Origin of the sequence: Myxococcus faecalis (assembly GCF_050039385.1) — a bacterium.
GTDB lineage: Bacteria > Myxococcota > Myxococcia > Myxococcales > Myxococcaceae > Myxococcus > Myxococcus fulvus.
The window spans coordinates 762,092-776,473 of record NZ_CP144336.1; the positions used below are offsets into that span (position 1 = coordinate 762,092).

Consider the following 14,382-nt stretch of genomic DNA (forward strand, 5'->3'; position numbering starts at 1 on the left):
GGTCAGGCTCCCTCGCGGTACAGCACCTTCTTCACCGCCGCGATGATCTTGGGCGCGTCCGGCTGCGTCGCGTTCTCCAGGTTCGCCGCGTAGGACATGTTCACGTCGAGTCCCGTCACGCGCTCCACCGGCGCATCCAGGTCGTCGAACGCCTTGGACTGGATGATGTCCACCACCGAGGCGCCCACACCCGCCAGCGCCCAGCCCTCCTCCACGATGACGGCGCGGTTCGTCTTGCGCACGCTCGCGAGGATGGCCTCCTCATCCAGCGGCCTCAACGTGCGCAGGTCCAGGACCTCCGCGTTGATGCCCTCCTTCGCCAACTCCTCGGCCGCCTGCATGCAGAAGTAATACATGCGGCTCCAGGTGATGATGGTGACGTCCGTGCCCTCGCGCTTCACGTCCGCCTTGCCCAGCGGCACCACGTGCTCGCCCTCGGGCACCTCGCCCTTGAGCGCGTAGAGCCGCTCGCCCTCGAACATGATGACCGGGTTCTCGTCCCGGATGGCCGCCTTGAGCATGCCCTTGGCGTCCGCGGGCGTGGCCGGAGCAATCACCTTCAGGCCGGGGAAGTGCGCGTAGTTGGCCTCCAGCGCCTGGCTGTGCTGGCTGGACAGCCGGCCGCCGGCGCCGCCCGGGCCCCGGAACACGATGGGGCAGCGCAGCTGGCCGCCGGACATGTGGCGCAGCTTGGCCGCGTTGTTGACGATCTGGTCCATCGCCAGGATGGCGAAGTTCCACGTCATCATCTCCACCACCGGACGCAGGCCCACCATGGCCGCGCCCACGCTCATTCCACCGAAGCCCAGCTCGGAGATGGGCGCGTCGATGATGCGCGCGCTCCCGAACCGGTCCAGCAGTCCCTGCGACACCTTGAAGGCGCCGTTGTAGCGGCCCACCTCCTCGCCAATCAGGAAGACGTTGGCGTCGCGCTCCATCTCCTCGGCGAGCGCCTGGTTCAGGGCCTCGCGGTACATCAACTCGGGCATCGTCGGCTCCGACTCGAAATCAAAAAGGGTTGGGGTGTGACGGGCCGGGCACTAGTTGCTCAGGCCCGCCTTCTTGTCCGCGGCTTCCGCCTGCTCGCGCGGCTCCAGGTCCCAGGTGACCTTCAGCTCCTGGCCGCTCGGGTACTTCGGCCAGTTCGTCACCTTCACGCCCAGCACGCGCTCACGCGGGCGAACGTCCTCCTCGCCCGGCTCGACGATGGTGTCGCGCCACAGCTCCTCCAGGCTCGGCTCCGGGGACTCGTCCGCGAACTTCACCGCGGCGTCCACCTGCGCCTTCACCTCTTCCTCGATGCGCTCGAAGTCCGCGTCCGCCCCCAGGCCATTCTTGATGGCGTAGTCGCGCAGCTTGGGGATGGGGTCGTTCTTGCGCTCCTCCTCCACCTCCTGCTTGGTGCGGTAGTTGGCCGGGTCCGCCATCGAGTGGCCACGGAAGCGGTACGTGTTCGCCTCCAGCAGCACCGGGCCCTTGCCCGCGCGGCACCACGCGGCCGCGTCCTTCACGGCCTCGTACATCTTCAGCACGTCCATGCCGTCCACCGGCTCGCCGCGCATGTCGTACGCCGCGGCGCGCTTGTAGATCTCCGGCACCGCCGACGTGCGCGCGATGGCCGTGCCCATGCCGTAGCGGTTGTTCTCGCAGATGTAGATGACCGGCAGCTTCCACTTGGACGCCATGTTGAACGTCTCGTGGAGCGCGCCCTGGTTGGCCGCCGCGTCGCCGAAATAGCAGACCGTCACGCGGTCCTCGTTGCGATAGCGGCTGGCGAAGGCCATGCCGGCCGCGAGCGGAATCTGCCCGCCGACGATGCCGTAGCCCCCGTAGAAGTGGTGCTCGATGTCGAAGATGTGCATCGAGCCGCCCTTGCCCTTGCTGTAGCCGGAGCCCCGGCCGAACAGCTCCGCCATCACCATGCCCGCGTCGCTGCCGCGCGCCAGGGGCTGGCCGTGGTCGCGGTAGGCGCTGAGCATGTAGTCGTCCTGGCGGATGGCCTCCACGGGCCCCACCGCCACCGCCTCCTGCCCGATGTACAGGTGGCAGAAGCCGGCGATCTTCCCCAGCGTGTACTGCTGACCCGCGCGCTCCTCGAAACGGCGGATGAGGTACATCTTCCGGTACATCGTCAACAGCTGTTCTTTCGAGTACGGGCTGGCCACCGCGGGTGCCTCCATGCAGGCCGTCCCTCCTCACCCGGGGACGGCGAATGCCGTGCGCCTCATAGCGCGCGGACCTGGGACTTCAAAGCCTTTCAAACCCCGCGCCCTTCCCCCGAAAATTCAGGCGCGGTGCGTCAGGAAACGAGCGTGAAGTGCGGCACGCTGATGATGCCGTCCAGCAGCGTCACGGCCCGGCCGGAATGATCCGTGGCCAGATGAATGACGGTGGCGTCGGGGAAGCGGCGCCGGTAGTCGTTGGCGTGGGTGGGCTCGTTGTCGAAGGCGGCAACCACGGTCCCCAGCCGGCCCAGTTGCGCGTGGGCCTCGCGCTTGAACGCATCGTCGTCGTCGTAGGGCGCGGGCTTCATCACGAGCATCACCCGCTCCCCATCCGGCACGGCCATGCCGAGCCGGCGCATGCAGGCGACGGAGCCCCCGCGCATGCCCTCGTGACGGCCCGTGACGTAGACGAGCCGGGCGCCGGTGCCCACCACCGCGTGCGTGAAGGCCGCCGCGCCGTCGATGGCCTCGTCCACCGCGCAGTACTCGCTGGTGAAGAAGCGCTCGCCCCAGAAGTGGCGCGCGGGCTCGAAGTGCCGCTCCACCAGGGCCGCCTCCAGGCCGCACGCGCGCATCGCCTCGCGCATGTCCCAGCCGGAGTTCCAGTGGTGGGCCTTGCACGTGGACAGCGGCTCCACCGCGTGCGCCGTGCCGTATTCCCGGAGGATGCGCGCCTGGCGCTCCCGGTTGTCGAGCAGGGTGGAGTCCAGGTCGAACGCCAGCACCGCCTGCTCCCCGAGCGAGCGGGCCTTGGCCAGGATGGCGTGGAGGCTGTCGCGCCAGTCGTCGCGGATGCGCTTCTTGAAGTCTTCGTGGGCCATGAGCGCGGCGAACATTACCCGCGCGGGCCGCCGAGCGCCGCCGAAACCGCCCGACTCAGGCGGCCGACTGCCAGGGCATGGGGCCAGGGGGCGCCCCGGCCGCCGTGTCCGCGAAGCGCAGCATGCGCTGGATGCCGTTGCGGTCCAGCACCAGCCGCACCAGCTGCGTGCTCTCCTGGCGCCGGTCCGTCTCCTCCTCCTCGACGGTGAAGCGCAGCACGACGTCCACCGGATAACGCTTGGCGCCCCGGATGTGACCCACGGACAGGTCCGCCAGGTCCACGTACTCGAGCGCCAGCTCCGGCTCGTCCATGTCGCGCAGGAAGCGCTCCACGTTGAAGCGCAGGATGTCCGTCACGCCCGACAGGCCCCGCTCCGTGCGAGGCAGGAGCCGGGCGTCCAGGATGATGTGCTTCTGGTAGCGGATGACCGTCTCGGTCAGCTCGCCCTGGGACACGGTGAGGAAGTCGTCCTGGTGGCGCAGCGAGGCCACCGAGTCGGGGACCTTGGGCGCGTAGTCCACGCGCTCCTCGCACGTGCCGATGGTCCGCCCCGTCACCGGGTCCACCAGGTCCGCGGTGCGGTCCGACAGGTGCGTGGCCGCCACCCGGCTGAGCACCCGGCGCAGGCCCTCCTTGATGCGGTCCTTCATCATGTAGCCGACCACGGCGATGAGGAAGAAGTTGAGGCTCACCTGCGTGAAGCGGATCTGCGCCCACAGCGCCACCGCCGTCGCGAAGGCCATGGCGATGCCCGCCGCCAGCGCGAAGAGCACCTCCTCCCAGCCCTGCCGCTTCTGCCGCCGGCGCGAGGACAGGAAGAGCACGTTCATGCAGAACTTCTTCAGCATGCCCAGCCGCTGGATGTACTCCTCGTTGTCCCCCGTGGGGCTCAGCACGCTGCGAAGCCGGTGCTCCTTGCGGTAGGACTCCTCGCGCAGCACCGCCTCCATCAGCCCCTTGCGAAGCTGCAGCCACGGCTCCCCACGCGGAAGCGCCTTCATGTCCGCCACCGCGCGCCGGAAGCCGTTCTCCACCAGCAGGCTCACGTACTCGTCCACCAGCCGCAGCGACGCGCGCGAGCGCTCCTGCAGCCGCAGCTCCCCCACCGAGCGCAGCCACTGCCGGAAGCGCGCGAGCACCTCGCTCACCCCCGCCTGCATCGCCACCACGTCCGACTCCAGCGTCGCGCACGCCTCCGTGGGCAGCGCCACCGGCCCCTCGCAGCGCGTCTCCACGCCCGTGGCGAAGCGCCTGAGCGCCCCGCGCAGCACGCACGACAGGAGCTTCGCCTGGTAGACGATGTCCTTCTCCGAGCCCAGCCCCGTGCGCAGCCACGCCTCCAGCCGCACCAGCGGCGAGGCGTCCGACGTGAGCAGCTCCTGCACCGCCATCACCGGCGTCTTGAAGCGCACGTAGTTGTGGATGTCCGCGTAGAAGTCCGCGCGGGGGTACGTCTCCGCGTCGATGTTCAGGCTCCCCGGGAGGAACAGATGCGCCTCCACCAGGTAGCGCGTCTCGTCCGCCCCCGAGGGCTGGTACTCGAGCTTGATCTCGAACTGCTTCCGGTCGTGAACCTCGAAGCGGCTCTGCAGTGGCAGTGGGGCGGGTACCTGGGACACGTCCACACTCTACGTCACAACCCTGTCACGGGGGAGTGACGCCCCCGTGACGTCCTGCGGTCCACAGCGGCCTCAGCCTCCCGTACCGGTCTTGGGAGTCGCAACCGGCTGGGTGACCACCGAGGCCCCCCCGACGGGCGCCGTCTTCGGCTGCGGGCGGGCATTCCACACCCGCGTGGCCAACAGCAGGCCCGCGAAGGACAGGGGCAGCATGGCCAGGGGCCAGTTGCCCCAGTTGTTGGGGTCCTTGGCCACCTCCCCCGCCGGGAGGATGCGCCCCAGCAGGATGGATTGGAGGGCGGTGCCCGCGTACACGGCGCCGTCGATGATGCCCACCGCGAGGCCCGCGTTCTTCTTGCCGCCGAAGTCCATGCTCGCCGTGCCCGACAGCATGCCGTGCACGCCGATGACACACAGGGACATGAAGATGACCGTCCAGCCGAGCGCCGGGCTGTTGAGCAGGAACAGCGTGGCCACCGCGCCCAGGCTCATGCCCGCGTAGAGCACCGCCGACACCGGCCCGCGCCGCGAGTCGAACACGCGGTCGCTGATGACGCCGGCGAACATGCCGCCGGTGATGCCCGCGACACACAGCAGCATGCCCCAGTTGGCCGCGACGAACGCCTCCGACAGGCCCGTCGCCTTCGCGAACTTGGGGTACCACTGCATGATGGCGTTGCGCATGAAGCCGCTGCAGAACTCCACCATCAGGATGATGATGATGGTGCGGTTGCTGATCATCTTCTTGAACACTTCCCACACGCTGCTGGACGCCGCCTCGCCGCTGGACGCGTCCGCGGTGTCGAAGTCCGGGTGGCCCGTGTGGCTGGGCGTGTCGCGGATGACGAAGAAGTCCAGCACCACGAAGGCCGCGAGGATCGCCGCCGGCACGAAGAACACCCAGTACGTGGGCGCCGCCTTGGCGATGAAGCGGCTCCAGTCGTAGGCGAAGTAGACGCCCAGCGAGATGAGGATGCCGAAGACGCCGCCCAGCTGACCGCGCTCGCGCACATGGAACCAGGACGCGTTCACCTTGACGATGGAGACCGCGCCGAAGCTCTGGAAGTACATGTTGACGGCGTAGAGGAACGACAGCGTCCCCACGATGCCGCCCGGCGGCTGCCAGCCCTCGGTGAGGACCTTGTAGACCACCACGCCCATCAGCACGTTGGCCACCGACGAGCCCGCGGCCGACAAGAGGATGGTCTTGCGGCCCCCGAGCCTGTCGGTCAGCGGTCCGTTGAGCAGGAACGCGCAGCCGTAGACGAGCGTGCCCCAGAAGAAGATGGTGCCGAAGTCCGCGTTGGACGTGTGGCCCTTCATCGCGCTGGTGGCTTCGTTGAGGTTGTAGCGCCCCATGTAGAGGAACGCGTACGTCATCCCCAGCGGGAACCAGTTGAAGAAGCGGCGTCGGCGGAAGGCGTCCGTGTGGCCCAGTTCCACCTTGGGCAGCCGCGCGAGCACGAGCGCGATGGCTCCCAGCAGGATGAGAATGGGCAACAGGTTGGCCAGCCACGGGGGCAGCGACGACATGCAGCGACCTCGGCAGTGGAGTGCGAAAACGCCGCGCACCCTACCCCGGCCGCCGCCCCCGGAGAAACTCCGTGCTCATCCCAATCGGGCGAGCAACCTCGTGAGCGCCACCTCCGTCTTCGCGTCCGGGATGTCCCCGCGCCGGCACGCCTCCAGCACCTCCCCCAGCGGGCGCCAGTGCAGCTGCGTCCCCTCCTCCAGGGGCGAGCCGTCTCCCTCGGGCTCCTCCTGCGACACGTCCGTGACGTCCACCGCCGCGGGGAAGACCTTCTCCGACAGGATGCCCGGCGCCAGGAAGAACGAGCCGCCCAACAGCTGGATGTCCTCGGGCCGCACCGGATAGCCCGCCTCCTCGTGGACCTCCGCCGCCGCGCGCTTCTTGAGGCCCTCCTCGCCCTTGTCCTCGGGCTCGAGCAGGCCGGCGACGATCTCCTCCACCCGCAGGTAGCCCGTGCCCGGGTCCGGCACCGTCATCGCGTCGCGTTGATCCTTCCGGAAGTACGCCGCGGGCCGGAGGTTCATCCGCGTCAGGACCTCGAGTCCCGCCGCACCGCGTCGATAGACGAGCACGGCGACGGCATCCAACCGGGGCCGGTCCACCACGTCGACGCGGTACACGGACGACGAGGAGCCATCCGCGCGTCGGTTGCGACACCGCAGCCGCTTCACTCGGAGGAAGCCCTCGTCGCAGCGCGCCGTAGACGAGAAATCCTCGATGATCTCGATGTCAGTCACACTGGAATGACGCTGCCGCATGTCTGCTTGCTCTCCGTGAAGGGGGCCCTGAATGGGGGGACTGTACGAATGCCATGGCGGCGTTGCTTGCCCGCCCGTGTCCGATACCGTACCTTGCGCCCGCTTTACTCCCGACGTCCTACCGAAACACGGAATCTCCTGATGCGTCGCCTCCTGCTCGGCCTCTTCTGCGCCCTGGTCTCGGCCTCATGCATGCCAGTGATGGAAGGCCAGGACTACAACCTCGAGGGGCAGGAGGTGCGGCTGACGCTCCTTCATACCTCGGACATCCACTCACGCCTCATCCCCTACGACTTCGCGCCGCTGAAGACGGACCAGGACCTGGGACTCATCCCGGAGGCCGGCCCGTTCGGTGGCGCCACGCGCATGGCCGCGGTGCTCAAGCGCGAGCGCGCCAAGGGTGAGCGGGTGCTGCACGTCGACTCGGGCGACTGCTTCCAGGGCGCCCCCATCTTCAACCTCAACAACGGTGAAGTGGAGTTCCGCTTCCTGTCGCAGGCCCGGCTGGACGCCGCGGTCATCGGCAACCACGAGTTCGACGCGGGCGCGCTGAACTTCACCAACCAGGCCAAGCAGTTCGCGACGTTCCCGCTGCTCGCCGCCAACTACAACTGGAATGACTGGCGGCAGAACGGCAGCAACGAGACGGCGCTGGAGGCCGCGCCGTACACCATCCGCAACGTGAAGGGCCTGCGCGTCGCCATCATCGGCATGGCGAACATCTCCTCGCTCAACTCCATCGTCGAGGGTGGCAACAGCCTCCAGGTGACTCCTCTGGAGCAGAACGAGGTGGTGCGTGCGTACGTGGACCTGCTGCGGCCGGTCTCCGACCTCATCGTCATCGTCAGCCACCTGGGCCTCACCGAGGACCAGGACGTCATCCAGGGCTACGAGGCCTATTACGAGTACGGCCGCGCCCGCTCCTTCATCCGCCGCGAGAAGAACCCGTGGCAGGTGCTCGAGTGGTTCGGCCCCGAGGGCAACGACAAGTCCGTCGTTCGCGTCCAGATTCCGGGCGTCAGCGGCGTGGACGTGGTGATGGGCGGCCACCTGCACGTGGTGCTCAACCCGCCGCAGCTGCTCGCGGACCCCAGCGGCCGCAAGGTGGTGCTCTCGCACTCCGGCGCGTTCGCCAAGTACGTGGGCCGGCTGGAGCTGGTCGTGAAGATGCCGACGGAGCTCGGCGCCGGCGAGGGCGGCGAGGTCGTCAGCCAGGACTACCGCGTGTTCCCGCTCGACCGGCTCTGGTGCGACGAGGCCATGCGCAAGTACCGGTATGACCCGAACATCTTCTGGGAGGATGGCCAGTTCATCCAGACCCCCGAGGTCCGCGCGGCCATGGAGGCCTGCGAGGCGCAGGAGGACCGCCAGACGACGCATCTGCTGCAGCCCTACATCATCGGCATGGACATGCGGCTGCAGCTCACCAACATCTTCTCGTACGCGCCCACGGACGTGACGCGCCGGAACAACTCCACGGGTGGTGACTCGCCGCTGGGCAACATCGCCGCGGACTCGATGCGCAAGCGTCGCCGCGTCGACGCGCAGATGGCGCTCACCAACTCGCTGGGCATCCGCGACAACCTCTACGCGGGCGTCATCACCCAGGAGTCGATGTTCAACGTGTTCCCGTTCGAGAACACCATCAACATCATGTACCTCTCCGGCAAGGAGATGCAGGAGATGTTCAACTTCGTCGCCGAGCGCTCCGCGGAGCGCGGCTGCGTCAGTCAGGCGCAGATCTCCGGCGCGAAGTTCACCATGGACTGCGCCCAGGTGCAGATCAACGACCTGCGCACCCCCTGCAACCTGGCGCTGAAGGGCGCCGACTGCCCCGCCCAGGACCGCACGGGCCACGCGCCCTGGCAGTGCATCCAGGACGAGAGCAGCTCCTCGGACCGGGGCCGCTGCTACGCGAATCCCGGCACGGACATCTCGGTGGGCCCCGAGCCGCTCAACCCCTTCGGCACCTACCGCGTGGCGGTGAACGACTACATCGCGAAGGGCGGCTCGGGCTTCAACGTGCTCAAGCGCAACACCACGCGCCAGGAGACGGGCATCTCGCTGCGTGACTCGCTCATCGGCTACATGCAGGACTTCTGCACCTGCGACGACATCAACGCGGGCTACGAGACGCGAGGCAACAAGCAGGGTGCGCAGAGCTGCGGCAACCTCGTGAACGGCAAGTGGGTGGTCAACGACCGACTGCGCGCCGCGTGCCGCGAGATGCAGGACTACAAGAACGAGCTGGAGGTGCGCGTCGGAAGCTGCACGTGCGGTGACCTGCTGCGCAACGGGTTCGATCCGTCGGGCTGTGGCGTGGACACGGTGACCAACCCGGACCAGGCTCGCGCGGCCTGTATCTCCGGCAAGCAGGTGGGAACCTGCACCTGCGGAGACCTGGCCGCCCGCGGCTACAATCCCGCGGGCTGCAACATCCCCGACGTGGACGAGCCCGAAGAGGCCATGGCCGCCTGCGCGGTGTCGCCCGGTCCGTTCACCGGCCGGTGTGACTGCCGGGAGATCATCAGCGGCAGCAACCCTGTCTGCGGCACGGTGACCCAGCAGCTTCGCAACTTCTGTGACAACCCGACGGCGATGCCCATCGCCGACGCGGTGGATGACGGCCGCATCGGCCGGAGGGTGGAGCAATGAAGCGATTCGCGTTCCTGTCGGCGGTGGCCCTCGCCGCCGCGGGCTGTTACACCGACGAGACGCCCCAGCCCACCGGCCTCTCCTCGTTCAAGGTGACGGTGAAGGGTTTCTACGTCGCGGACTCAAACCCGCGCATGGCCGTGCCGGTGGTGGCGGAGTGTGCGACCGCGCACGGCGGAGGCAACCAGGCGGCGGTTCCCCTGGAGCTTCGCGGCACGAAGGACTGTCGGCTCTCCATGCCCCGCAGCGCGGTGGACGTGGACATCGACATCCAGGCGCTGGACGTGAAGGGCCAGCCCATGGAGTCGTTCAACGGCCCCGTGTCCTTCCGCACCGTCCCCGGCAACCTGACGGGCCCCTACCGCTACCGCTGGGTGCAGCTGACCAATGGCGTGGGCTCGGGCACCGTGCGCTCCTCCCAGCTCTACGGTGAAGCCCACGTGTGGGTCGAGGACGATCCGGTCGAGGTCGACTACGCGGACGGAGCCGTGGTCGACGGCGAGCTCCCGGTGGAGCCCGCCCAGCGCACCGCGGCAACGGGCCTGTCGCGCTCGGTGTTCTTCGAGGAGCCGACCATCTCCACGGTGCAGGTACCGCAGAACAGCGACCAGCTCACCGCGTACGCCGGCACGTTCATGCGCATCGGCCGCGCGCCGGAGGCGGGTGCTCCCCTCCTTCAGAACTGCGAGCCGGATGATCCGAACCACAACCAGCCGGTGACGCTGCTGGTGACGGGCATGGACCCCAGCGGCTTCTTCGTGACGGACCTGACGGCCTGCCGCGTGCGCGAGGGCAGCATCCCCGGCGCCAACACCCAGACGGCGGAGCCTTCCGGCTTCTTCCCGGGCCGCTTCAACTCCATCTACATCTACAACTACTCCTACCCCGAGGGCCTGGACACCGGTGACCTGCTCTGGTCCATCGCGGGCTCGGTGCAGGAGTTCACCGCCACCACGCAGCTCACCTTCCCCTCGTGGAGCATCCGCGAGAAGGTCCGCCTGCTGCCGCAGTCGGAGTGGAACAAGTACCTGGCCCTGGCGCCCCCGACGGAGATCAACGGCCGGCTGTGTGGTCTCAGCGGCTCGCCCTACATCTCGGACGTGATGTGCGGCTACAGCTACGGCAACTACAAGATGGAGGGCCTGGAGTCCTCGCTGGTGAAGGTGCGCCGGGTGAAGTTCCCCACGGTGTTCCGCAACTGCGACGCCAACGGCAACGGCACCGTGCCCTTCTTCTGCCCCGACGCCCGCAATGGCGTCTTCGGCGCCTGCGGCGCGGACACGCCCAATGATCCGGACGTCCCCGAGCGTCAGTGCAACGTCGACTGCACGCTGGGCATGGGCCAGTACCGCAACCAGGTCTGCGCGGAGAAGAACACGTACGACAGCTTCGGCCAGTTCGTGGTGGAGATGGTCCCCATGGGCGCTCCCGAGGCGGGGCTGGACGACTCCGTGCCCGGCCGGCTGCACACGATCAACGCCGCGCCGCCGGTGGCTCCCGCCACCGAGGCCTGGACGCGCTCGACCAACACCTACAGCATCGGCGTGACGCTCAACATCTGGTGTGACAAGGCGACGAACGTGCGCTTCGGCAGCACGAGCGCCCCGGGCCCCGCGAGCAACGTGGCGCTGCCCGCGGCCACCCGCCTGGAGCACCTGATGGGCGACAACCAGATGGTGGTGTGGGTCTCCGTCGCGGACCCTGCCAACGGCGCGGCCCGCTGCACGGTGAGCCAGAACCAGAAGGCTCGCATCAACCTGGTGACGAAGGACGCGGTCCCCGACCTGGTGGTCAACTGCAACGAGCAGGACCCGGACGCGGAGCTGGCTCGGCAGTGCAAGCTCTTGCACGAGGCCACCTTCGACATCGTGGGCCACATGCGCCACGTGAGCGCGGCGCGCCCCCGGTGGATCATCCTGCCTCGGAACCAGGACGACCTCTGCTGCTATCCCGGCCCAGGGCTGGAGTGCCCGAAGCCCATCAAGCCTTGCGTGAATCCTTAGACTTTTGACGAGCTCGTGCCCCGGTTCCACCGGGGCGCAGGGAGGAGCGTTCCAAGCGGGCGCTCCGTGGAGAGGGACATTGAAAACGCTGCAGAAGCTGGCCCTGTCGGGGCTTATCTCCTTGAGTGCGCCCGCCTGGGCCAGTGACTTCGTGGACACGCGTCTGTCGTTCGTCTTCGCGGACGACAACGTGCTTGCGGGTTCGGGTGAGACGACGCCCAACAGCCCCAATGCGCGGTTCGGCGCGGGCAATCAGAACACCCAGTTCTACGACAACTTCAACACCCGATTCTCCGGCTTCGAGTCGCTCTCGAACGTGGTGCTCTACAAGAAGGCGCCCGCCTTCTTCGAGGGCCTGACGACGGAGGCGGCCCTGACGCTGCTGGTGCTCGAGCGCCCCAGCGGTCAGGTGGCCATCCAGGACAACTCCAGCTACATCCGGCTCAACTACCAGCCGCCGGGCTGGGGTGAGAAGGAAGGCATCTCGCTGGTGGGATTCCCGGTGTCCGCGGATCGCTTCCGTCTGGGCTATGCGTACCGCATCTCCTGGGGTGGCAGCGGCGCGTTCACCACGCGCTCGGCGACCAACGGCGTGCCTGGCGCGAAGCTGCAGATCACGCGGGACCGGTGGTACGCGTACGTCGGCGGCAAGACGGCGCTGGTGCAGAACGAGCTCATCCTCGAAGAGGAGACGCTCTACGGTGTGATGGCGGGCGCGGGCTGGGACATCCTGGACACGCTGCGCATCGAGGCGGGCGGTGGCTACTTCCAGAAGGGCCTGGTGCCGGGTCTCGCCACGCTGGGCGTGGAGGCGCCGGTGAACGCGGCCGGCGTGTCCGGTCAGGTCGTCTACCACGTGGGCGTGCCGGTCGGCACGAGCGTGGACTTCCGGCTCTACAAGAACGACCCGGAGATCTACGAGCGGTTCTTCGCGCCCGAGCAGTACCCGGGTGGCCTGTCCTACTCCGTGTCGCTCGAGGGCAGCTACCTGTCCCAGACGCTGGAGAAGCCGGACACGTTCGGTGCGACGCAGCCGCAGGGCGCCACGGCGCTGGCGCTGCAGGCGCGCGCGAAGCTGGGCTTCCTGCGCATGAGCCTGCTGGGTCTGTACCGCAGCCTCTCGTTCATCCAGTTCGACGTGCCGGGCTTCCCCCCGTTCCAGGACTTCCCCGAGGGTACAAAGCTGAACCCGGAGATGTTCCTGGCGCTGGGCGCGGACTACCACCTGCCCGAGCTGCACTTCACGCCGGGCTTCATCGTGGGCGTGCAGCGGCCGGCGTCGTTCCGCAGCCCCACCCCGCTGCTGGGTGGCAACGACACGCCGCCGAGCCTGGCGGGGACGCGCACGGTGGTGGTGCGTGACGTGAACATGCTGAGCATCCTGCCGGAGACGTGCGGTGGCTCTGGCTCGTGCGAGGCGGAGCCCATCTACTCGGCGAAGGCGACGTTCCGCTGGGATCTGTCCGACTCCGTCGCGGCGGTCGGCGAGGTCTACTACACGTACGACACCAACCGGACCACGTTCCGTGACGACATCACGGGCGTTGCGCAGCCGACGTTCGAGAAGCCGCACGCGCTGGGCTTCAACACGCTGCTGCAGGCGCGGTTCTAGGACTCACTCGCGATGAAGACAGACAGCCCGGTTCCCTTCCCTGGGAGCCGGGCCGTTGTCGTTCCGGAGGATGGCGCGCGAGCACCGGCCTTAAGGGCTCCTGGGGCTGGGCCATTGGGTGCACTCTCTCGATCAGGGCACGGCAGCCCACTCTGCCAACATGAGTGCGACACGCCCCCCCCCGCAGGAGGTTTCCAGCTCCTAGCGAAAGTCAGGGATGGACTGGCCACAGGGAAGGACCATCTCAAGCGCCTGGCCAAGTCTGTGCCCTTGGGGAAGTACTGGCGCAACAGCCCATTGGTGTTCTCGTTCGTGCCGCGCTGCCAGGGACTGTTCAGGTCACAGAAGAAGACGGCAAGACCGGTGTCGCTACTCATCTGGGCATGCTGCGCTGTCTCGGTGCCCTGGTCCCAAGTCTGTGAGTGGCGAAGCTGTTCGGGCAGGGTGGTGATGGACGTTGCAATGGCGTTGCGACTGCCAAGGCGCAATGTCCAGCGAGCGCAGGGCCGTTCTTCACCCGCGGCTGCCCGTAGGTGCCCAAGCGGGGCAGATGCAGTTGCATCGTGAAGCGGGTGGTACGCTCCATCAGGGGACCAATGCCTAGGCCCGGTCCATCCTGCGACCGTACCCTCGGCCTTTCCAGCCCGCAGTCGGGCCCGGCACGTCCGCCCCGTCGGCGGCGCAGAGTGTGCCGGCGAGACCGTCCTGCAGGTGCCGACGCAGCATGTCATTCACCGCGAGTTTCTCTGGTTTCGGGCGTCGGGTGCGTCGGTCAGCGTGCCATTGAGCGGCAATGGCGAGGTATGGCATCGGCCCAGCCGAATTCGAGCGAGTGGCATCAACGAGTAGGCTTGCCGCATAACCGACCTGTCTACGGAACCCGGCCAGGCCCACATCTCGGACGCTCAAGGAGGCGGGTGACGCTCACTCAGCGGTGTTCGGATGCAATCTGTCATGCGGCGACTGCCACGGGCGGCACTCGCTGGGGGCGGGGCGGCGCCCAGGCGGAACGTGAGCATGCGCCCCATGGCGGGGCAATCCACCACGGGACGCAGCTGGGCGAGTGGCCCAGGTTCTACGTGTGCCCAGGCTGACACCTGGGCGCTGAGTTGGAAGGACGCCGCAACGCAGAGTCGACCTTCTCCTATCGAGCAAA

At 68.0% G+C, this 14,382-nt stretch carries 9 protein-coding genes and 1 pseudogene; 3 read left to right on the forward strand and 7 right to left on the reverse strand.

The genetic code is table 11. The annotated features are described in order from the left end of the window. Nucleotides 1–2: 2 nt before the first annotated feature. The 6 genes from VZQ01_RS02930 to VZQ01_RS02955 all read right to left on the reverse strand — a co-directional run bounded on the left by VZQ01_RS02930 (nucleotide 3) and on the right by VZQ01_RS02955 (nucleotide 6,956). Nucleotides 3–989 carry a pyruvate dehydrogenase complex E1 component subunit beta gene (locus VZQ01_RS02930; RefSeq protein WP_046712917.1) on the reverse strand — a complete coding sequence of 329 codons (987 nt, stop codon included), beginning with the start codon at nucleotides 987–989 and terminating at the stop codon, nucleotides 3–5. A 51-nt stretch (nucleotides 990–1,040) separates the two neighbouring features. Further along, nucleotides 1,041–2,165, reverse strand: a complete 1,125-nt coding sequence (gene pdhA / locus VZQ01_RS02935; RefSeq protein ID WP_223746916.1) for a pyruvate dehydrogenase (acetyl-transferring) E1 component subunit alpha — start codon at nucleotides 2,163–2,165, stop codon at nucleotides 1,041–1,043. A gap of 134 nt (nucleotides 2,166–2,299) precedes the next feature. After that, nucleotides 2,300–3,046: an HAD family hydrolase gene (locus tag VZQ01_RS02940; RefSeq protein WP_267696721.1), complete on the reverse strand. Its 747-nt coding sequence runs from the start codon at nucleotides 3,044–3,046 to the stop codon at nucleotides 2,300–2,302. Between the two features lie 55 nt (nucleotides 3,047–3,101). Further along, nucleotides 3,102–4,667, reverse strand: coding sequence for a hypothetical protein (locus tag VZQ01_RS02945; RefSeq protein ID WP_141323242.1), 1,566 nt, complete (start codon nucleotides 4,665–4,667; stop codon nucleotides 3,102–3,104). Between the two features lie 72 nt (nucleotides 4,668–4,739). Continuing rightward, nucleotides 4,740–6,200, reverse strand: a complete 1,461-nt coding sequence (locus VZQ01_RS02950) for an MFS transporter (protein ID WP_223746776.1) — start codon at nucleotides 6,198–6,200, stop codon at nucleotides 4,740–4,742. A gap of 75 nt (nucleotides 6,201–6,275) precedes the next feature. Next, nucleotides 6,276–6,956, reverse strand: coding sequence for an NUDIX hydrolase (locus VZQ01_RS02955; protein ID WP_141323239.1), 681 nt, complete (start codon nucleotides 6,954–6,956; stop codon nucleotides 6,276–6,278). A 141-nt stretch (nucleotides 6,957–7,097) separates the two neighbouring features. Between VZQ01_RS02955 and VZQ01_RS02960 the strand changes: the two genes are divergently transcribed. From VZQ01_RS02960 to VZQ01_RS02970, 3 genes are all read left to right on the forward strand, one after another. Continuing rightward, nucleotides 7,098–9,611 carry a bifunctional metallophosphatase/5'-nucleotidase gene (locus VZQ01_RS02960; protein WP_426746862.1) on the forward strand — a complete coding sequence of 838 codons (2,514 nt, stop codon included), beginning with the start codon at nucleotides 7,098–7,100 and terminating at the stop codon, nucleotides 9,609–9,611. After that, entirely contained in the window at nucleotides 9,608–11,614 is a 2,007-nt protein-coding gene (locus VZQ01_RS02965; protein ID WP_426746863.1) for a hypothetical protein, read from the forward strand. Before VZQ01_RS02960 ends, VZQ01_RS02965 begins: the two co-directional genes overlap by 4 nt. Before the next feature lie 79 nt (nucleotides 11,615–11,693). Then, nucleotides 11,694–13,226, forward strand: a complete 1,533-nt coding sequence (locus VZQ01_RS02970) for a hypothetical protein (RefSeq protein WP_141323235.1) — start codon at nucleotides 11,694–11,696, stop codon at nucleotides 13,224–13,226. 251 nt (nucleotides 13,227–13,477) lie between these two features. On the opposite strand, the pseudogene VZQ01_RS02975 reads toward VZQ01_RS02970, so the two are convergent. After that, nucleotides 13,478–13,824: pseudogene (locus tag VZQ01_RS02975) on the reverse strand (IS30 family transposase); the annotation flags it as partial. Nucleotides 13,825–14,382 lie beyond the last annotated feature (558 nt).